General features: G+C 32.6%; 23 protein-coding genes, 2 pseudogenes and 1 riboswitch. Of the genes and pseudogenes, 5 read left to right on the plus strand and 20 right to left on the minus strand.

Annotation, left to right across the window (positions count from 1 at the left end):
* From FYJ33_RS02260 to FYJ33_RS02270, 3 genes are all read left to right on the plus strand, one after another.
* Positions 1 to 114: IS3 family transposase (locus tag FYJ33_RS02260; RefSeq protein ID WP_154530158.1), on the plus strand; the 114-nt coding region annotated here is incomplete at its 5' end.
* A 45-nt stretch (positions 115 to 159) separates the two neighbouring features.
* Positions 160 to 705, plus strand: coding sequence for a helix-turn-helix domain-containing protein (locus tag FYJ33_RS02265; protein WP_154530159.1), 546 nt, complete (start codon positions 160 to 162; stop codon positions 703 to 705).
* A 38-nt stretch (positions 706 to 743) separates the two neighbouring features.
* On the plus strand, positions 744 to 1,742 hold the full coding sequence (locus tag FYJ33_RS02270; RefSeq protein WP_154530160.1) for a PDDEXK family nuclease: 999 nt from the start codon (positions 744 to 746) through the stop codon (positions 1,740 to 1,742).
* Between the two features lie 96 nt (positions 1,743 to 1,838).
* On the opposite strand, the gene guaA is transcribed toward FYJ33_RS02270, so the two are convergent.
* From guaA to groES, 12 genes and pseudogenes are all read right to left on the minus strand, one after another.
* Complete coding sequence (gene guaA, locus FYJ33_RS02275; RefSeq protein ID WP_154530161.1) at positions 1,839 to 3,380, minus strand: glutamine-hydrolyzing GMP synthase; 1,542 nt, start codon at positions 3,378 to 3,380, stop codon at positions 1,839 to 1,841.
* Between the two features lie 114 nt (positions 3,381 to 3,494).
* The gene (gene guaB, locus FYJ33_RS02280; RefSeq protein ID WP_154530162.1) at positions 3,495 to 4,949 is read right to left on the minus strand and encodes an IMP dehydrogenase; all 1,455 of its coding nucleotides are present in this window, start codon (positions 4,947 to 4,949) and stop codon (positions 3,495 to 3,497) included.
* A 172-nt stretch (positions 4,950 to 5,121) separates the two neighbouring features.
* Positions 5,122 to 5,219: riboswitch (purine riboswitch) on the minus strand.
* A 182-nt stretch (positions 5,220 to 5,401) separates the two neighbouring features.
* Positions 5,402 to 5,602, minus strand: coding sequence for a hypothetical protein (locus FYJ33_RS02285; RefSeq protein ID WP_154530163.1), 201 nt, complete (start codon positions 5,600 to 5,602; stop codon positions 5,402 to 5,404).
* The gene (locus FYJ33_RS02290; RefSeq protein ID WP_206046589.1) at positions 5,602 to 6,102 is read right to left on the minus strand and encodes a type IV pilus biogenesis protein PilM; all 501 of its coding nucleotides are present in this window, start codon (positions 6,100 to 6,102) and stop codon (positions 5,602 to 5,604) included. The genes FYJ33_RS02285 and FYJ33_RS02290 overlap by 1 nt, the downstream gene beginning before the upstream one ends.
* A 162-nt stretch (positions 6,103 to 6,264) precedes the next feature.
* Positions 6,265 to 6,687, minus strand: coding sequence for a prepilin-type N-terminal cleavage/methylation domain-containing protein (locus FYJ33_RS16780; protein ID WP_154530165.1), 423 nt, complete (start codon positions 6,685 to 6,687; stop codon positions 6,265 to 6,267).
* A 24-nt stretch (positions 6,688 to 6,711) separates the two neighbouring features.
* Entirely contained in the window at positions 6,712 to 7,110 is a 399-nt protein-coding gene (locus FYJ33_RS16785) for a prepilin-type N-terminal cleavage/methylation domain-containing protein (RefSeq protein ID WP_154530166.1), read from the minus strand.
* Positions 7,111 to 7,137: 27 nt separating this feature from the next.
* Positions 7,138 to 7,422, minus strand: a pseudogene (locus FYJ33_RS17105) (type II secretion system F family protein); the annotation flags it as partial.
* Positions 7,423 to 7,437: 15 nt separating this feature from the next.
* Positions 7,438 to 7,842 (minus strand): type II secretion system F family protein, encoded by a 405-nt coding sequence (locus FYJ33_RS17110; RefSeq protein WP_235900751.1) that lies wholly within the window; start codon positions 7,840 to 7,842, stop codon positions 7,438 to 7,440.
* Positions 7,843 to 7,857: 15 nt separating this feature from the next.
* Positions 7,858 to 8,706, minus strand: a pseudogene (locus FYJ33_RS02310) (GspE/PulE family protein); the annotation flags it as partial.
* A 109-nt stretch (positions 8,707 to 8,815) separates the two neighbouring features.
* Positions 8,816 to 9,568 carry a prepilin peptidase gene (locus tag FYJ33_RS02315; protein WP_154530167.1) on the minus strand — a complete coding sequence of 251 codons (753 nt, stop codon included), beginning with the start codon at positions 9,566 to 9,568 and terminating at the stop codon, positions 8,816 to 8,818.
* Positions 9,569 to 9,804: 236 nt separating this feature from the next.
* The gene (gene groL, locus FYJ33_RS02320) at positions 9,805 to 11,427 is read right to left on the minus strand and encodes a chaperonin GroEL (RefSeq protein ID WP_154530168.1); all 1,623 of its coding nucleotides are present in this window, start codon (positions 11,425 to 11,427) and stop codon (positions 9,805 to 9,807) included.
* A gap of 31 nt (positions 11,428 to 11,458) precedes the next feature.
* Positions 11,459 to 11,743 carry a co-chaperone GroES gene (groES, locus tag FYJ33_RS02325; RefSeq protein ID WP_154530169.1) on the minus strand — a complete coding sequence of 95 codons (285 nt, stop codon included), beginning with the start codon at positions 11,741 to 11,743 and terminating at the stop codon, positions 11,459 to 11,461.
* Positions 11,744 to 12,043: 300 nt separating this feature from the next.
* Between groES and FYJ33_RS16945 the strand changes: the two genes are divergently transcribed.
* Entirely contained in the window at positions 12,044 to 12,763 is a 720-nt protein-coding gene (locus tag FYJ33_RS16945) for a TIGR01906 family membrane protein (RefSeq protein WP_154530170.1), read from the plus strand.
* Here FYJ33_RS16945 and FYJ33_RS02335 read toward each other — a convergent pair.
* Positions 12,716 to 14,053 (minus strand): O-antigen ligase family protein, encoded by a 1,338-nt coding sequence (locus FYJ33_RS02335; RefSeq protein ID WP_154530171.1) that lies wholly within the window; start codon positions 14,051 to 14,053, stop codon positions 12,716 to 12,718. The genes FYJ33_RS16945 and FYJ33_RS02335 overlap by 48 nt on opposite strands.
* Positions 14,054 to 14,181: 128 nt before the next feature.
* Here FYJ33_RS02335 and FYJ33_RS02340 point away from each other — a divergent pair, with 128 nt between their 5' ends.
* Positions 14,182 to 14,469 carry an HNH endonuclease gene (locus FYJ33_RS02340; protein ID WP_154530172.1) on the plus strand — a complete coding sequence of 96 codons (288 nt, stop codon included), beginning with the start codon at positions 14,182 to 14,184 and terminating at the stop codon, positions 14,467 to 14,469.
* A gap of 2 nt (positions 14,470 to 14,471) precedes the next feature.
* Here the strand turns inward: FYJ33_RS02340 and FYJ33_RS02345 are convergent, their stop codons facing one another.
* From FYJ33_RS02345 to FYJ33_RS02375, 7 genes are all read right to left on the minus strand, one after another.
* Positions 14,472 to 15,371: a DNA-3-methyladenine glycosylase family protein gene (locus tag FYJ33_RS02345; RefSeq protein ID WP_154530173.1), complete on the minus strand. Its 900-nt coding sequence runs from the start codon at positions 15,369 to 15,371 to the stop codon at positions 14,472 to 14,474.
* A gap of 248 nt (positions 15,372 to 15,619) precedes the next feature.
* The gene (locus FYJ33_RS02350) at positions 15,620 to 15,937 is read right to left on the minus strand and encodes a GNAT family N-acetyltransferase (protein ID WP_154530174.1); all 318 of its coding nucleotides are present in this window, start codon (positions 15,935 to 15,937) and stop codon (positions 15,620 to 15,622) included.
* Positions 15,938 to 15,943: 6 nt separating this feature from the next.
* Positions 15,944 to 16,087, minus strand: a complete 144-nt coding sequence (locus FYJ33_RS02355) for a hypothetical protein (RefSeq protein WP_154530175.1) — start codon at positions 16,085 to 16,087, stop codon at positions 15,944 to 15,946.
* Positions 16,087 to 16,539, minus strand: a complete 453-nt coding sequence (locus FYJ33_RS02360) for a hypothetical protein (protein WP_154530176.1) — start codon at positions 16,537 to 16,539, stop codon at positions 16,087 to 16,089. The genes FYJ33_RS02355 and FYJ33_RS02360 overlap by 1 nt, the downstream gene beginning before the upstream one ends.
* A 232-nt stretch (positions 16,540 to 16,771) precedes the next feature.
* Positions 16,772 to 17,620, minus strand: a complete 849-nt coding sequence (locus FYJ33_RS02365) for a 3-hydroxybutyryl-CoA dehydrogenase (RefSeq protein WP_154530177.1) — start codon at positions 17,618 to 17,620, stop codon at positions 16,772 to 16,774.
* Between the two features lie 398 nt (positions 17,621 to 18,018).
* The gene (locus FYJ33_RS02370; RefSeq protein ID WP_154530178.1) at positions 18,019 to 19,026 is read right to left on the minus strand and encodes an electron transfer flavoprotein subunit alpha/FixB family protein; all 1,008 of its coding nucleotides are present in this window, start codon (positions 19,024 to 19,026) and stop codon (positions 18,019 to 18,021) included.
* Between the two features lie 19 nt (positions 19,027 to 19,045).
* Positions 19,046 to 19,825 carry an electron transfer flavoprotein subunit beta/FixA family protein gene (locus tag FYJ33_RS02375; RefSeq protein ID WP_154530179.1) on the minus strand — a complete coding sequence of 260 codons (780 nt, stop codon included), beginning with the start codon at positions 19,823 to 19,825 and terminating at the stop codon, positions 19,046 to 19,048.
* Positions 19,826 to 19,827: the final 2 nt, after the last annotated feature.

Raw genomic sequence — 19,827 nt, forward strand, 5'->3', positions numbered from 1 at the left:
GAACTTAAGTTAGAATTAAGAAGTTATGTATTATGGTATAACAATAAACGCATTCATAGTTCTTTAAACTATATGACTCCAGTTGAGTATAGACTTGCAAATATGACCGAATAAAAAATGTATTAAAGAGTGTTGACAATCCACAGGAGGAATATTATCATGACAGTAGGTGAAAATATTCGGCGTATTCGTCAAGAGCGCGGCCTTACATTGAAACAACTAGGTGACATGGTAGGAGTAAGTGAAGCATATATACGTGCCTATGAAACCGGGCGTAGGAACCCTAAGATAAAATCGTTAGAAGCGATAGCACAGGCTCTTGCAGTCAATGTAGAAGTATTAACTAATTCTGAATTTGACGGTATAAAAGCCATGCATAGACTCTTTCAAGTATTCCGTCAATATTACGGACAACTATTTGAATATCAGGATAAAGATGGAAATGATATGGTCGGAATCAGTTTTGGAACACTTGCTTTGATGAATTCATGGTTAGACCGCTATAATCAATATATGCAGGAAGTCGAAGAATGTAATAAGATAAAAGATGTTAAGAAACGTAGAGAAGCTCTGCTAAAATCCGAAGCAGATTTTAATCTCTGGATGGATATTTATCCAGAGTCAGAGCCTTTCCCAATGAATTTGCAGATACAAAAAACACATGATGAGTTTATGGATAAGATTGGATTGGAGCCGAAAGAATAATTTTTTAATCACTTTCGAAGACTATGGAGGTAATTGCTATGCTATATAAACTTTTAAACAATAAATCAGACTATTCCAAAGTTAACCGGGTTACTCTTGCAGATATTGGTTGGAAAGAACTTGACTTACAAAATCTTCTATCAAAACACATACAAGATTTTATCTATTCAAACGAATTATTAACAATATTTAATGAACGTCCTCGTCAAGAAGAACCTGATATTCTTGCTCTAGATAGAAATGGTGATTTGTATATTTTAGAACTTAAAAGATGGAGTTCAAATCAAGAAAACTTACTTCAAGTATTACGTTATGGACAACTATATGGAAATAGTAATTATGAAGAGCTTAATGAACTATATCAAAAATTTTGTTCATCTCATACTGATTTATATGAAACTCATAAAAACTATTTTGAATTAAATGATTCTTCTGCATTATCAAAATCTGATTTCAATAGACAGCAACATTTCTTAATTATTACTAATGGTTTAGATCAAAAAACTGTAGAAGCCATAAGCTATTGGAAAAAGAACGGTCTTAACATTGATGCTATTATTTATTGGGTTTTTGAAATAAATGGTGAATATTTCATAGAATTTAATATGTATTCACCTATAGAAGGTTATCTAGAATATGAAGGATATAATTATGTGCTAAATACAAATTATTCTAATAATAAACAACACACTGATGATATGCTTAGGGAACATAAAGCTGCAGCATATTACCCTGGTTGGCGTGAAAAAATATCAAGATTTCAGAAAGGTGATACTATATTTTTATATAAAAGTGGTTTCGGAATAGTTGCATACGGAACCGCTAACGGAAAGCTTGAAATGAAAGATTGTGACGGTTATGCAGATTATGAATATTTTATGCACCTTGATAACTTTCATATCCTATCTAAACCAATGAGCGCCGCTGAAATGAAAAAAATTACACAACAGGGATTTCCTTTCAGAACTACATTGTTTAATTTAAGTGAAGAATGTAAAGATAAAATACTTAAAGAAATCCACAAAAATTATCTCTAAACATAATAATTAATTTTTGTACCAAAATCGTACCCAACGCTATCTAAAAAATCCCTGCAAAGCCCATAAATACAAGCTTTGTAGGGATTTACCTTTTTATTCAAACTCAATAGTAGCTGGTGGCTTTCCTGTTAGGTCATACAGTACTCTGTTGACACCTTTTACTTCATTTACAATTCTTCTTGTTACTGTTCCTAATACTTCCCATGGAAGTTCTGCTGATTCAGCTGTCATGAAATCACTAGTGTTTACTGCTCTTAGAGCTATTGCGTAATCATAAGTTCTTCCGTCTCCCATAACTCCTACTGAACGCATGTTAGTAAGTGCCGCAAAGTATTGTCCGATGTTTTTGTCTACTCCTGCTTTTGCTATTTCTTCTCTATAAATAGCATCTGCTTCCTGAACTATCTTTACTTTTTCAGCTGTAACTTCACCAATTATACGAATTCCAAGACCTGGTCCTGGGAAAGGCTGTCTGTATACAAGCTTTTCAGGTATTCCAAGTTCAAGTCCAGCTTTTCTTACTTCATCTTTGAAAAGAAGTCTTAATGGTTCGATTATTTCCTTAAAGTCAACATAATCAGGAAGTCCTCCAACATTATGATGTGACTTTATTACTGCTGATTTTCCAAGTCCACTTTCAATAACATCAGGGTAAATTGTTCCCTGAACAAGGAAATCTACCTTTCCTATCTTTTTAGCTTCTTCTTCAAATACTCTGATGAATTCTTCACCGATAATCTTTCTCTTCTTTTCAGGATCTTCAACGCCTTTAAGTTTTTCGTAGAATCTATCCTGAGCATTTACTCTGATAAAATTAAGGTCATATGGGCCGTTTGGTCCAAATACTTCTTCAACTTCATCTCCTTCATCTTTACGAAGAAGACCATGATCAACAAACACACATGTAAGCTGCTTGCCAATTGCCTTTGATAAAAGAACTGCAGCAACTGATGAATCTACTCCACCTGATAAAGCACAAAGAGCTCTGCCATTACCTACTTTTTCACGGATTTCCTTTATTGTCTTTTCAACAAAAGAATCCATCTTCCAGTCTCCAGCACACTTACAAATATCCATAACAAAGTTTCTTATCATCTTTATTCCTTCAACTGTATGCATTACTTCAGGATGGAACTGAACTGCATATAAATTCTTCTCACTGCATTCCATAGCTGCAACTGGGCACACTGGTGTTTTTGCTGTTACTACAAATCCTTGTGGAGCTTTTTCTATGTAATCTGTATGACTCATCCAGCATATTGTTTTTTCTGATACACCATTAAATAGCTTTGAGTCTGTCTTTACCTCTACTTCTGTCTTACCATATTCACTTACAGGAGCAGTTTTAACACTTCCTCCAAGCATATAAGACATCATTTGAGAACCATAACATATACCAAGCACTGGTATTCCCATGTTGAATAATTCTTTATTGCATAATGGTGAATCTTCACCATATACACTGTTAGGTCCACCTGTAAAAATTATTCCCTTTGGATTCATTTCTTTTATTTTTTCTAAACTTAATGTATATGGATGTACTTCACAATATACATGACATTCTCTTACTCTTCTTGCTATAAGCTGGTTGTACTGACCGCCGAAATCTAAAACTAAAACTAATTCTTTTTTCATTTTATCCTCCAAGAACTATATTTTCAAATCATTAAGTATCCTTAACTTAAAAATTCTAAAATGGTTAATTCCATTAAATTATACCATTTTAGAATTAGTATTCATAAGGGTAAATTACATCTTAACGCTGTAGTTTGGTGCTTCTTTAGTTATATTTATATCATGTGGGTGACTTTCTCTAAGTCCAGCTGAAGTCTGAACTACAAATCTAGCATTATTAAATAAGTCTTCAAAAGTTCTTGCTCCAAGGTATCCCATACCTGATCTTATACCACCGATTAACTGGAATATAGTATCTGATACAGAGCCTTTGTATGCTATTCTTCCTTCAACGCCTTCTGGTACAAGCTTCTTGTTTCCTTCCTGGAAGTATCTATCCTTGCTTCCGTGTTCCATAGCTGCAAGAGATCCCATTCCTCTGTAAACTTTATAGCTTCTTCCCTGATATATTTCTATTTCTCCAGGTGCTTCTTCACATCCTGCAAACATAGATCCCATCATTGCTGTACTTGCTCCAGCAGCTAATGCCTTAACTATATCTCCAGAGTACTTGATTCCACCGTCAGCAATAACTGGTATTCCAAGTTTTCTTCCTTCTTCAGCACAATCCATAACAGCTGTAAGCTGTGGAACACCAACACCTGCAACTATTCTAGTTGTACATATTGATCCTGGTCCAATACCAACTTTTACACAGTCAGCTCCTGCTTCTGCAAGATGTCTTACTGCTTCAGCTGTAGCAACATTACCTGCTATTATCTGAAGTTCTGGGTATTTGCTCTTTATAGTTTTAACTCCATCGATAACTCCCTGTGAATCTCCATGAGCAGTATCAAGAGTAATAACATCTACTCCTACTTTAACAAGTGCATCAACTCTTTCCATCATGTCATGAGTAACTCCAACAGCAGCTCCACAAAGAAGTCTTCCTAATTCATCTTTAGCAGCATTAGGATATATTCTAGCTTTTTCTATATCCTTTATAGTAATTAATCCCTTTAAGTTATTATCCTTATCAACTAATGGAAGTTTTTCTATCTTGTGCTTTCTTAATAATTCCTTAGCATCTTCCATGCTTATTCCTTCTAAAGCTGTAACAAGGTTTTTCTTAGTCATAAGCTCTGAAATCTTTCTTCTGTTATCTTCTTCAAAAAGTATATCTCTGTTAGTTATTATCCCTACAAGTTTTCCATTATTAGTTATTGGCACACCAGAAATTCTGTACTGTGACATTAAATCTAAAGCATCCTGAATTGTGTGATCTTCTGATAAGAATATTGGATTTGTAATAACTCCATTTTCCTGCCTCTTAACTGTATCTACCTGCTTAGCCTGCTCTGCTATTGTCATATTCTTGTGAATTATTCCTATTCCACCTTCTCTAGCCATAGCTATAGCCATCTTTGATTCAGTAACTGTATCCATTCCTGCACTTAATAGAGGAATATTTAAGCTTATCTTATTTGTAAGCTTTGTCTTTACCTGAACCTCTTTTGGTAATACCTCTGAATGAAAAGGTACTAATAAGACATCATCAAATGTGTAACCTGTTTTCCATATTGTTGCCATAATAGCAATCCCCCTAACAATTATTTTTGCAAGTTTTCTTGCATTCTATTTTTAATCTTTCAAATTTAATTTTATAGTCTAATTAAATATGTATAACAGAAAAAGCATATTAACTCTTTAAGTAAGTTAATATGCTTTAACATAAATATGAATAATGTAATTCATATTTATACAATATACTAATCTCACTTATAGATGGAAATTAATGGTTTCCAGTAGAAACGCCCTGCCTTATTCAGAGCTTATATAAGTAACTTTTTCTTGATTTTTATTCATTATAATGCAATAGATATAACATGTCAACAATTTGTAAACGTAAACCGAAAATTAATTTATGATATTTTTTCCTTCATTTTTAAATTACAAATGCATTTTTTTATTCATTTTGCCTTTTGCACATAAAAAAGTACCTATAAAATACATTATAGATTCCTTCATTACAGCTATTTATATTAATATAAATCTGGAAGAGATTCATCACTAATCTTTACTGTTGCAGGGAATTTATTTGAATTAACTTCTAATATGCTTGTACATGCACTTCCCTTCTCAGTAATGTTATCAGTTAACTTTATATTATATAAAATATAAACTGTATCTCCTGATGACAATCCTGCTCTAATACTAGTTGAATCTATATTAGTAAACTCCACTACTTTTCAAGTTGTTTTGTTGATTTATTCACCTTATAAATAACAGGTTTACTGATAATTTTTCCGTTTACAACACTTATCTTAGGTTCAATTGCGCCTGTATAAGTAAAACTTGCTGCCATTGCCACTCTTGATCCTCTTGGAAAAGATAAATTATTGCTTATATCTATTACCTGATTTCCTTTATATACACCATGTATAATATTGAAAGCATTAATAAATACAGGCGTTTTTATAGCTTCCTTTTCATACTCTCCACTTATTTTATTCTCCTCCAGAATATATTGCACTGTTGAAAGAAGCTTTTTGTTATTTACTATATCACCATCATCAACGCAGTCATCAGGAGTAGGAACTTCAATACATTTGTTTATACTAAGCTTATTTTTAAAGTACATTCCTTGCACGATTTTGATATTGCTGCTTCCAATATCAAAGGCCACAACTTTTTTTCTAGTCTCTATTTTTGTAGAATTATTAAGCTTTTTTAGTTTTTTCAAAAAGCTTAAGTTCAGATCCTTAATATCCATCTACATCCAGCTTTTCTTATTAGCTTTGTCCTCCATTGCCCTGATCCTTTCCATATTTCCATAAGTTACTTCCCCATTATATAGACTAAAGTGTAAAGTCTAAAGAGACTTTACACTTTATAATCTTGTTATTTACTTCTTCTCGAAATCTTTTCCTTGCTTTGGATAAACTTCATTATCATTCCCATTTGCTGGTTTATCACCTGCATAAATTGTTATATTTCCACTGTTATCAAGATATACCTTAAAGTCAGCATTCTCTATTTTAGATTTTGTTCCGCCTGCATCTAGGCTGCTTGTAACATTGTATCCACCAACAGAGCTTAATCCATATGGTGTCTCTGCTGCTGGGAGTGTTACCTTTTCATTAGCTATTGCCTGTGCTACAACAGAGTGGATATTTTTAGCATTTGCTATATCAGTTGTTACATTCGCATTATGTCTTATTGTTGCAAACTTTGGTATAGCAATGGCTGCAAGTATTGCTATAATAGCAATTACAATGATTAACTCTATAAGAGTAAATCCTTTCTTCTTTTTATTCACTTTAAACATATTTATCGCCCTTTAATTATACAATTAATTTTTTTGATAATTTTCACCCTGTGTTGGATATACAATATCCTTATCATCATCAGTACCACCATATACTTTTATATCGCCATCAGTAACTACAACTCTAAATGCATTACCAGATACTTTTGATTTTACTTGATCAGCATCTATACTATTTTTAATTGCATCATCAGCAGATGTTAACGATGTTGTAGCACTTATTTTTTCATTTGCTATACCTTGTGCTACTATTGAGTGAATATTTTTAGCATTCGCTATATCTGTTGTGATATTAGCATTTTTTCTTATTGTTGCGAACTTTGGAATTGCTATAGCTGCTAATATGGCTATGATTGCAATTACGATGATTAACTCGATAAGAGTAAATCCTTTCTTCTTTTTGTTTACGACTTTTTTACCCATACTATCCCCTCCAAAAATATAAATAATTTAGATTTGAGTATAACTGTCGTACATCGGAAGCATTATAGAAATTATTATGAATCCTATTACAAATCCCATTACAACTATTAAAAGTGGTTCCATTAAAGCGAAAGTCGCCTGCAGCTGTGTTTCTACTTCTTCATCATAAAAGTCAGCTGTTTTGTTTAAGATATCGTCAAGAGATCCTGATTCTTCTCCTATCTTTGCCATAGAAGAAAGCATAGCTGGAAAAATCTCAGCTTCCTTTATTGATGAATTCAGCGTCTTACCTACTATAACTTTTTCCCTTACACCTTCAATTGCTGTCTACGCAATCCTATTTCCTAGTGATGACGAAACTATTGGAAGTGCCTGAGCTAAAGTTATACCGCTTGATAATAAAGTTGATAAAGTTCTTGTAAATCGTGATACAATTATTTTCTGATTAAGCTTCTTTAATATAGGCAGTTTGAGCTTAAGGCTGCTTGTAAAAACTCTCCCCCGCTCTGTTTTAGTGAAATATTTTATTGCAATACCAATTCCTGCTATTGCAATTGCGATCATTATAAAGTGATTTCTAAAAGCGTTGCTCATTCCAATAAGGAACCTAGTTGACCAAGGAAGAGCTGTACCGCTTTCTTCAAAGATGCCTGTAAAAGTAGGCAATACAAATGTCATTATTACTATTCTTTTGCCATCATTGCTGATGGCTTTATACTTGAATTTACTCATAGCTTATTCCCCCTTCTAAATTTCTTTTAAAATCGTTATAGTTGCAAGTTTATTCATAGTTGTCACGCCATCAAGTACAAGCTTCTTACATTCGTCTCCTAAAGAACTCATACCATTTTGCACTGCTATATCTCGTATTTCATCCATAGTCTTATGTGAAGTTATAGCTTCTTTAAGCTTTCTTGTAACTTCCATCACCTCATATACGCCAGTTCTTCCTGAGTATCCTGTATTATTACAGTATCCACAGCCTTTGCCTTTGTATAAAGTTAATGGCTTGTCCTCATCAACGCCTAAAACTTGTTTCTCATAGGAAGTAGCTTCATATGCTTGTCTGCATTTAGGGCATATCTTTCTTACAAGTCTCTGTGCTATAATTCCTGCTATTGATGTTGATACAAGATACGGCTGAATACCCATATCTACAAGTCTAACTATAGATGAAGGTGCATCATTTGTATGCAGTGTACTGAAAACAAGATGTTCTTTACCTACTTTATAATTTTTCTTATCAAGTATTCTGATAACTACCTTTTCGCCAAAAACTACAGGCAGAATAGAAACTCTCATATCTACCTCATTATCACCAACTCTTGTAATTATTCTTCCATCCTGAGGATTAATAAACTTTTTAATTACTGATGCTTTTGAAATAAAAGGTACTATTTCAAATCCCGTTGATATCGCAACGTCATCTATAGCATAAATATTTAAAGGATCAGCCATTGCAAGCTTTATACTATTATTTTCAAAAGCAAAAGGTACAACTTCATATTTATCACAAAGATTCTGAGGTACAAGACCTATTACTTTTCTATCGAATTTTATACTATTAAGATCTACTTCTTCAATTCCAGTCTTTTTTAGCTCTAGCCATAAAACTCTCCCTTCAAAATATTGACGATTTTCCTAAATTATTCTACTTTATATTATACTTGGTTATTATGTGTTTTCAACCATTTTGTTATTATTTTTATACAAAAAAAGACATGTACCACGAAATTACTTCTGCTCCAAATAGGAGTGATATTATAGTCCCAATTGCCAGGCTTGGACCAAATGCCATTTCATCTTTACAGCCTTTTTTTCTTCTTACAACTAATATAACTGCCGCAGTTCCTCCAATAACAAATGCAAGGAATAATCCTACTGCCAGAAGCTTTAAACCAAGAAACAAGCCACATATTAAAGCAATTTCTATATCGCCTTCGCCCATTCCTTTTGTTACCACAACTATTACTAAGATAATTAAAAAACCTACAGCTGCACCAATAACATAAGTCATTATTTTTTCTTTAAAAACTGCTGCTTCTATTACTGTAAAAACTACTCCTGCAGCCATTGCAGTTAAAGTAGTAGATTTGTAAACATACTTTGTCTTTCCATCTATCATGCCAATAACAATTAACAGAGATACAAAAATAGCATACTTAAGTAAATTCATTGTAAAACCAAATTTATAATATAAAGCTACATATAGAACAGCGTTGAGTATTTCAATTAACGGATACTGAATAGAAATCTTCTGATGACAGTATCTGCATCTTCCTCTTAAGAATAAATAACTTAAAACAGGAACAAGATCTAATACTCCAAGCCTATGATTACAACTGCTGCAATGAGAAGGCGGAAATGCTATAGACTGTTCTGCAGGTATTCTGTAAATACATACATTTAAAAAGCTTCCTATTACTAATCCTATAATTAATACAAATAAATAATCCATTTTTTTCTCCTTATTTTCTATTAATAAATTATTTCTACTTTTTTCTTATACTCCTTTATCATTCATTACTTATAGAATAATATGGAAAATAAAACTGTTCAAGAAAAAATATTTAGCTAAACAAAAAAAACAGACTGCATGATAGTCAAATTAATTACTATCAAAGCAATCTGTTTAAAATTTCATAAAAATAATCTTTTCAATTAATTAATGATCTTTATTCACTAACTGTTGTATTAGTACATTCCTTCCATTCCTGGGTTTGCAGCTGCTGGCTGTGGATTGTTTTCAGGAATATCTGCAACAGCTGATTCTGTTGTTAAGAATGTAGCAGCTACTGATGCAGCATTCTGAAGTGCTGATCTTGTAACCTTAGTTGGATCAACAATTCCTAATTTAATCATGTTTACATATTCACCATGTAATGCATCGTATCCAGTTCCAACTTCGCTGTTTCTAATCTTTTCGATTATAACTGAACCTTCATCTCCAGCATTCTTAGCAATCTGTCTTACTGGTTCTTCAAGAGCCTTAACGATTATGTTAATACCTACCTGTTCATCTGCAACATCTGAAGTAAGTTTTGCAACTTCATTAATAGCATTGATATAAGCAGTACCACCACCTGCTACAATTCCTTCTTCAACAGCAGCCTTTGTAGCATTAAGAGCATCTTCAATTCTAAGCTTCTTTTCTTTAAGTTCAGTTTCTGTAGCTGCTCCTACTTTAACAACAGCAACTCCGCCTGCAAGCTTTGCAAGTCTTTCCTGTAGCTTTTCCTTATCGAAATCTGAAGTTGATTCTTCAATCTGAGTCTTTATCTGAGCAACTCTGTTTTTGATTTCTTCTTTGTCACCCTTACCATTAACTATTGTAGTGTTATCCTTAGTAACCTTAACAGTTTCTGCTCTACCAAGCATTTCAATAGTAGTTTCCTTCAAGTCATGGCCAAGTTCTTCTGAGATAACTGTACCACCTGTAAGAATAGCTATATCCTGAAGCATTTCTTTTCTTCTGTCTCCAAATCCAGGAGCCTTGATAGCAACACATGTAAATGTTCCTCTTAACTTATTAACTACTAAAGTTGCAAGTGCTTCTCCTTCAACATCGTCAGCTATTATAAGAAGCTTCTTACCAGCCTGAACTATCTTTTCAAGTACAGGTAATATATCCTGAATGTTTGTAATCTTCTTATCAGTTATTAAGATGTATGGATCATCAAGTGCTGCTTCCATCTTTTCTGTATCAGTTGCCATGTATGATGATAAGTATCCTCTGTCAAATTGCATACCTTCAACTACGTCAAGTTCTGTTCCCATAGTCTTAGATTCTTCAACAGTTATAACTCCTTCGTTTCCTACTTTCTCCATAGCATCTGCTATAAGCTTACCGATTTCTTCATCTGCTGATGATATTGCAGCAACTCTTGCTATGTCTTCTTTACCGTTAACAGGCTTTGAAATCTTCTGTATTTCTTCAACAGCCTTATCAACTGCCTTTCTTATACCGTTTCTTACTAGCATTGGATTTGCTCCAGCTGTAACATTCTTAAGACCTTCTCTTATTATTGCCTGTGCAAGTAATGTAGCTGTTGTTGTACCATCTCCTGCTACATCATTTGTCTTAGTAGCAACTTCTTTTACAAGCTGAGCACCCATGTTTTCAAATGGATCTTCAAGTTCTATTTCTTTAGCTATTGAAACACCATCATTAGTTATAAGTGGTGCACCATACTTCTTATCAAGTACAACGTTTCTTCCTTTAGGTCCTAAAGTAACCTTTACTGTATTTGCAAGCTTATCAACGCCAGCTTGCATAGCTCTTCTTGCTTCTTCACCAAACTTAATCTGCTTTGCCATAATATATTACCTCCTATTTTTGTAGTAAATCCTATTCAACTATTGCAAGGATGTCATCCTGCTTTACTATTACAAATTCTTCTCCGTCAACTTTAACTTCAGTTCCTGCATATTTTGAATATAAAACTTTGTCATCAACCTTTACTTCCATAGGAACTACCTTACCGTCTAAAACTTCTCCTGGTCCTACAGCTACTACTAATGCTTCCTGTGGTCTTTCCTTTGCTGCTCCTGTAAGAACTATACCACTTTTAGTCTTTTCCTCTGCTTCTAATCTCTTTATAACAACTCTGCTTCCTAATGGTTTTATGCTCATTGTTATCCCTCCTCTACATTTATTTAAAATATAATTACTTTTAACTTTTTGTTAGCACTCATTATTATTGAGTGCTAATACAATTATTATGATAGTTAATGCTATCAGATTTTTCAAATATATTTATTCCCATCAAACAACCATATGAGTCAATATTATCTTATAAAATCTTATTATCTTTGTTATACTATTTTTTTCTGCTGTTTTCTTTATATTTCATATTTCATTACAAAAATACAATTTTTAAAACAATTTCATTACTGAATATATGAAGTTTTTTATGGCTATACTCTAGAATGGATGCTTATAGGAGGTGTTAATTTGAAGGTATTTTCACAAAAACATTATGCAATCATACTTTATAATTTTATTCTTTCTATACTAATATCTATTTCATCTATATTTATATTTACTTACCTCTTTTTAAAAAGTAAATTTATTTATGGCATTTATCTTACTAAAGTAGATTTTTCAAATTGTATATCTCTATCTAAAAATAAAATATACGAAAACTACTGTATTCTCTGTGATTTTATTTCATCACCATTTAAGAATAAATTAGTCCTTCCAGACTTCAACATCTCTTATAATTCAATGATTCATTTTTATGATGTCAAAAAAATCTTAACTACATTATTATTAATAACTTTGTTAACATTATGCATTATTATCATTCAGTTTATAATCAAATCACTTGCAAAAGCGAAATTCTCTCTCCACTTTCTTATGTATGTTCCTATTGAGCTTATTTTATTCTGCTCTACTTTAGTTTTATCATTTTACATAAACTTTGATAAATGCTTTTTACTTTTTCATAAGCTGCTCTTTAACAATGATTACTGGCTATTTGACCCTAAAATAGACCCTATAATAAATATACTGCCAGAAGATTTTTTCCTCATGGCAGCATCCATCATATTATCATCTTTAATTATTGAAAGTATCTTTATCATATTCATCAGGAAACATATCCTAAAGACTCATAGCATTCACATTATCAGGTTCTTCTTCCTTAGCTAACCTATACTGCTGTACAATAGCACCAAGCATGATCCAATAAATTGATGCGCAGGCTACCATGCTAATATTAACAAAACTCTGCATTAGATATGTGATAAAGAATAAGAACATAATTTTATATTTGTCATCATTATGCTTCTTCATTGCTCTAATAAGCTCTTTAAGAATAACTACAATTAATACAATGTAGCATATTAGTGATACAATTCCTCCACATGCCCATAACTCAATAAATTCATTATGTGCTTTATCAATTATTTCATTGTACTTTTTTATAAATATCCTATGTTCCTCAAACTCATCCCTGTTAATCCTATATTGAAGAGAGTCAAGTCCAGCCCCCATGAATGGATGTTTCTCAATTGATTTCATTGTTATTATCCATATAGCTACTCTATTTGTACCTAAAGATCCAACACCTTTTTCGTCGACTTGTGATATTTCTTGTCCAATACTACGAAATCTAGATGAAAGCTTTCCATTACTTGTTTGATTAAGCATAGTAAAAACTATCCCTAATGAAAAAATCACAATACCTGTTCTTATCCACAATTCTTTTCTCTTAATAACAAAAGATAATCCTACAACGCACATTATAGCAAACGCTATCCAGCATCCCCTTGTTGTTGTACATAAAAGCGCCCCAAAGAGAATTAGTGAGCAGACATAATATATCTTTTCTCCTTTAAATATATAAAGTGGTACTGATAAACTCAAAAAAATCAATATATACGTTGAAGCAAAATTTTTATTTCCTATAAGCGCAATTGAGCCAAAAGAAATTATTTTTTTACTTAGTATACTTAAGAATATATCGAAGCCATAAAACTGCAGAATACAGTAAATTCCCATTATACATGAAACTATAAGCACTGCTTTAATCATTTTTTTAGTTATTTTAAGATACTTAGCTGACATTAGAAATGAAAGGAAATAAATACCAAGTATAATAAGTCCTTCACCCCTGTCCTGCTTTCCTATTATTGCTGTATCTATATCTATAGAAAATATTGTTGTGAACACAAGACTTGCGAAATAACATAGTACAATTATTTTTTCCTTGTACATTTTCATCATTTCATTCTTAGTCAGTACTGCTGCAAATAATAGTATAGTTCCTGCTATATACATAAAAAGCAGCTTTGCTCCAAGATATGGACTGTAATAATTTCTTGTCACAATAAAAGGCATTACCAATACTATACTGTATAAAATCACATTAATAATTTTACATGGAGATATCTCTCTTGTTGTCATATACTCCACAAACTTCTTAAAACCCAAACCCATAATTTACTCCTGTTTTTACATTATCTAGTTAATTATATCGTAATATCTTTCTACTATTGTATTTATTTTATAATTTTTAATATAATTATATTAGAGTGATTATTTTATAATTATAGGAGTGATTTAATTTGTTAGAACATGATTATATTTGCGATCTTTGTGGAAGGAAAGTACCTACTATAACAAAACATCATCTTATTCCAAAGGAGCACGGCGGCAGGGATCTAAGCACAGCTAAGCTATGTATTCCATGCCACAAACAAATTCATGCTCTTTATACAAATAAATATCTCTCAACGAGACTCTACACAATTGATCTTTTGAAAGATGATGAAAAAATCAAAAAATATTTAAATTTTATACGCAAGCATCCAGGTGATACAATGATAACTATCAAAAAATCAAAAAGGAGATAATATTATATCTTTATATGATTTTCTCTTGCATAATAAAATAAATACTGCTGGGCGAATCCTGATAACCTGCCAAACTTCTCTCGTGCTGCCATTCTTATCTTAGGCAGGGATACATCAGGCATACCATAGAAATGTCCCATTGCCCTCTTTACCCATACATCAACTGGGAAGGCTGAATATTTCTCCATTGAAAATAGGATAACACAGTCAGAAACTTTTGCACCAACTCCAGCAAACTTCTGCATCTCTGTATGACAATCGTCATCACTTAATGATTTGATTCTGTTTAAATCATATTCCTCAAAGCCTTCTATGCCTAAAGAGCACTTATATAGTTTCTGCACAGTGTCAAAAATGTACTTACTTCTGAATGACGCTCCAGTACTTCTTATTTCATCCTCTGTTGCATCCTTAAGTGATTCTAAAGTAGGAAATGTATAATATGTATTTCCGTTATATTCTACTGGCTTCCCCCACATCTCGCTTATCTTTTTAATAGTTTTTGATATAACGGGAATACTGTTTCTTGCTGATATTATAAATGAGATAAGTATTTCAAAAGGATCCTGGTTTAAAATTCTAATACCATATCCATAATCAACTGATTTCTTTAGTATTTCATCCTGAGCAAGCTCTTCCTTTATCTTAGAATAATCTCTTTCCAGGTCAAAATACTTTATCCATATATTTTTAAAATCTTCTTCATTCGTATTATGTATTATAATATCTTCATCCTTTTCTTCAAGTTCAATTACCTTTCCAAAAGCAACTCCTATATATCCACGATCACTCTTTTCCCATCTGAAACACTGTCCACATTCAAATACCTGCTTTATATTAAAGTTCTTAACACCTTTAAGTGTAACTTTTTCATTCTCATAAACTGCATCTTTAAAATCCATAATTAGTCCTCCTATTAATGCATATTTAATGATGAAATCAGCAAGTTGATTTCTTTATTTTTTACGGAGGCAAATCCTCCAAACAACCTATATTAATTCTTTTTATCAATAATCACTATTATCTAGTTATTATTATTATTATTATTATACTCTTATTAAATATATTTTTCACCTATTAACTTATGGTTTCTTTTTATTTTAAATGTTATTCATCTTTCTTAAGTTTAAATGTGAAATGCAATTCACATTTATAATTTGCATATCATTGATCTCATGTATTCATTAAAGCCATTCTTCTCATATAATCCTAATGCTTTTGTATTATTTGAAAGAACTTTTAGTGACATATATTTATACCCATCTTCTTTTACTTTTTTCTTTGCTTCTTCCATTAATGTTCTTCCTATATGTAACTTCCTATATTCTTCTTTGATAATCAGCGCCTCAAGATGAGCATTAGTTTTATTCTTTTCTTCATCAAGTATTATTGCAATTCCTAGTATCTCATTGTTCTTTTCAGCTACCAGAACAAATCCAAACTTCCCATTTAGTACTTCTTTAAACAGCTCTTCCTATTCTTTAGAACATCCAAGTTCATTACATTTTAATATGCCCGGAAGCATATCATTCATCTCTTTATCAAGCTCATTAAAAAAGCTGATTACAGTATTATAATCTCTTGTATCACCTAATCTTATCTCAATATTATTGTTCATTATTTATATCCCTCCTTTTTAATAGGTCTTCCTATATGTTTATTCATTCTCCACTGAGGTGCAGGACCATCGTCCCCCCAATATTCATCAACTTCAATAATTTTATCATTCTTAATATTAATCTTTGTTTCTGAATATATTTGAATATCATGTTCTACAACAACTGCACATGATATATTAGTTGGATTCTTACTTATAGACTCACTATCAACCTCATAAATGTAACCTACCTTGTTATTATATAAATCCTTAAGTTCATCCTTATAATACTCAGTAAATACAGGCAATCCAGTTTCCTTATCAAATCCATAAGTATACCAATCAGTCTTTACTGTATAGAACAATGCAACTACCTCATTTGTTGTTAAATACACATACTTCTTCTTGTGATTAGACAAAAATGGTTTCAATACTTTAAGCCCACTAGCAGGACTTCCATGATAATATTTCATACTAATCATCTCCCTTAGTATTAAATTAAAAATTACAGTTTTGCCACAGCAAAACTTAACATTGATTATTTTAATTTGAAATGACAAAAAATCCTGCTCCCAAAAGAGTCAGGATTTTTTATCGATTTTGCCAAGCGAAGTCGCGACAAAATAACCTTCATTTGGCATTGCCAAAATAATAAGTTTCAATACCAGTATTCATTTAAATTATAATCTGAACTTAAATAAGTAATTACTTAGCGTAGTTGTGGAATCCTCTTCCAGACTTTCTTCCAAGCCATCCAGCTCTTACATACTTTCTTAATAAAGTACAAGCTCTGTACTTGCTATCTCCAGTTTCATTGTATAGAACATCCATGATAGCAAGACATACATCTAGTCCGATTAAATCTCCTAATTCTAGAGGTCCCATTGGGTGGTTTGCACCAAGTTTCATAGCTGTATCTATATCTTCAGCTGTTGCTACACCTTCCTGAAGAATGAATGCTGCTTCATTGATCATTGGGATAAGTATTCTGTTAACAACAAATCCTGGAGCTTCTTTAACTTCTACTGGAGTCTTTCCAATAGCTTCAGCTAATGCTTTTACTGTTGCAAAAGTTTCATCTGAAGTAGCTGCTCCTCTGATAACTTCAACAAGCTTCATTACTGGAGCTGGGTTGAAGAAATGCATTCCTATAACTTTATCAGGTCTGCCAGTTGCAACTGCAACTTCAGTTATTGATAAAGAAGATGTGTTTGAAGCTAAAACAGTTTCTGGTTTACAGATCTTATCTAGTTCTGCAAATATGCTTTGTTTTATCTTCATATTTTCAACTGCTGCTTCAACTACTAAGTCACAGTCAGCTGCTAAGTTCATATCAGTTGTTCCTGATATTTTTGAAAGGATGGCATCTTTATCTTCTTCAGTCATCTTTCCTCTAGCAACTCTCTTTTCAAGTCCTTTTCTAATGTTTCCTAGTCCTCTGTCAACAAATTCATCTTTAATATCTCTAACGATAACTTCATATCCTTTTTGTGCAAAAGCCTGAGCAATACCAGAACCCATAGTTCCAGCACCTAAAACAAATATCTTTTCCATATTAATATCCTCCAATTTTATATATAACCTGTCTCACAATATATTCTTAATTATCTCGATAAACTGAAATTCATCATATTAATGTAGAATGTATATTGTATAATGTATAATTCAGGACGAAATTAACCGCTCTAAGCTGGTTAATTTCATAATTTTAATGGAGGACACCTCCAAACCTCTGTAATTATTCAATTACAAAAGTTTTAAAGAGGAATTTGTCCTCTGTTTAAGCAGGCATTCCAAATCTTTGATTTGGCATGTTCGCTTACGTCTTGACCAAGCAGGCATTCCAAATCTTTGATTTGGCATGTTCGCTTATGCCTTGGCTAGAACTGCGCTTCAGCGAAGTTCAATCCAAAATTATACATTATAAATTCTAAATTATACATTGCAGCAAATTATTCAGCTTCTTTAAGTTCCTTAACCTGAGCTATAAATTCAGGAAGTACTTTATTTAAATCTCCAACTATAGCATAATCAGCTACTGACATTATTGGGGCAGATTCATCTTTATTGATTGCTATTATAACATCAGAATCCTGCATACCTGCAACGTGCTGTATAGCTCCTGATATACCACATGCAATGTAAATATTAGGTCTTACAGTCTTACCAGTTTGTCCAACCTGTAATGATTTATCTATCCAACCAGCTTCGATAGCTGCTCTTGATCCAGCAACTGCTCCACCTAATTCATCAGCTAATTCCTGTAATTTAGCAAAGTTTTCAGCAGAACCTACTCCTCTACCACCAGATACAATAACCTTAGCTTCACTTATATCAACTATATCCTTAACTTCCTTGAATACTTCAACAACTTCAGTTCTGATATCTGAAGCTTCTAATTTAACTTCAACATTTTCTACTTTGTAATCAGCATTTTCAGTTTCAACCTTAGCAAAAACTCCTGGTCTAACTGTAGCCATCTGAGGTCTGTGAGCTTCGCATGCGATAGTAGCCATTAAGTTACCACCAAATGCTGGTCTAGTTGCAAGTAATGTACCTGATTCAGCTTCAACATCAAGTGCAGTACAGTCTGCAGTTAATCCAGTCTGTAATCTAGCTGAAACTCTAGGTCCTAAATCTCTTCCGATGAAAGATGCTCCGATGAATAATATTCCTGGTTTTCTTTCATGAACAAGATCACATATTACTTTTGTATATCCATCAGTTGTGTAATTCTTAAGTAGTGGATTATCAGCAACTAATACTTCATCAGCACCATGTTTTCCTAAAACATCTGCTATATTTCCTACGTTTTCTCCTAATAATAGAGCTGTTAATTTAACTCCTAATTTATCTGCTAATTTTCTTCCTTCACCAAGTAATTCTAAAGCAACCTTCTGAAGTTCTCCATTTCTCTGCTCAGCGAATACCCATATGCCCTTGTAATCTGCTATATTCATTACATTTACCTCCTCAATATTAGATGTAGTGCTTTTCCTGTAATTTTGATAATACGTATTCTACAGCTTCTTTAGCTGGCTTATTAACTAATTCGCCTGCTCCTTTAGCTTCCTTTGTAACTGACTTCTTAACCTTTGTAGGTGATCCTTTAAGTCCAAGTTCTGATAAGTCAATATCAAGATCATTTTCAGACCAAACAGTTACTTCCTTGTCAGCTGTATCAAATATATTTACAACGTTCATATATCTTGGATTGTTTAATTCCTTAATTGCAGTTAATAATACTGGTGCTTTAACCTTTATTATTTCATGTCCATCTTCAAGAGCTCTGTTAACTAAAAGATATTCTCCATCTTTCTTAACATCCTGAACATAAGTAACCTGAGGAATTCCTAAATGTTCTGCTATTTCTGGTCCAACCTGAGCTGTATCTCCATCAATAGCTTGTCTTCCTGCGAAGATTACATCATAGTCTAACTTCTTTATAGCTGCTGCTATAGTTTTTGAAGTAGCAAGAGTATCAGCTCCACCGAATGCTCTACTGCTTAGAAGTATTGCTTCATCAGCTCCCATACATAAAGCTTCTCTTAATGCTGCTTTTGCCTGTGGAGGTCCCATACTTACTACTGTAACTTTAGCGCCTTCATTTTCCTTAAGAACTAGAGCTGCTTCTAGAGCATTCTTGTCTTCAGGGTTTATTATTGATGGAACACCATCTCTTATAAGAGTTCCAGTAACTGGATTAATCTTTACCACTGTTGTATCTGGTACTTGTTTTAAACAAACTACTATATTCATCT

This window comes from Inconstantimicrobium porci (assembly GCF_009696465.1).
GTDB classification, from domain to species: domain Bacteria; phylum Bacillota; class Clostridia; order Clostridiales; family Clostridiaceae; genus Inconstantimicrobium; species Inconstantimicrobium porci.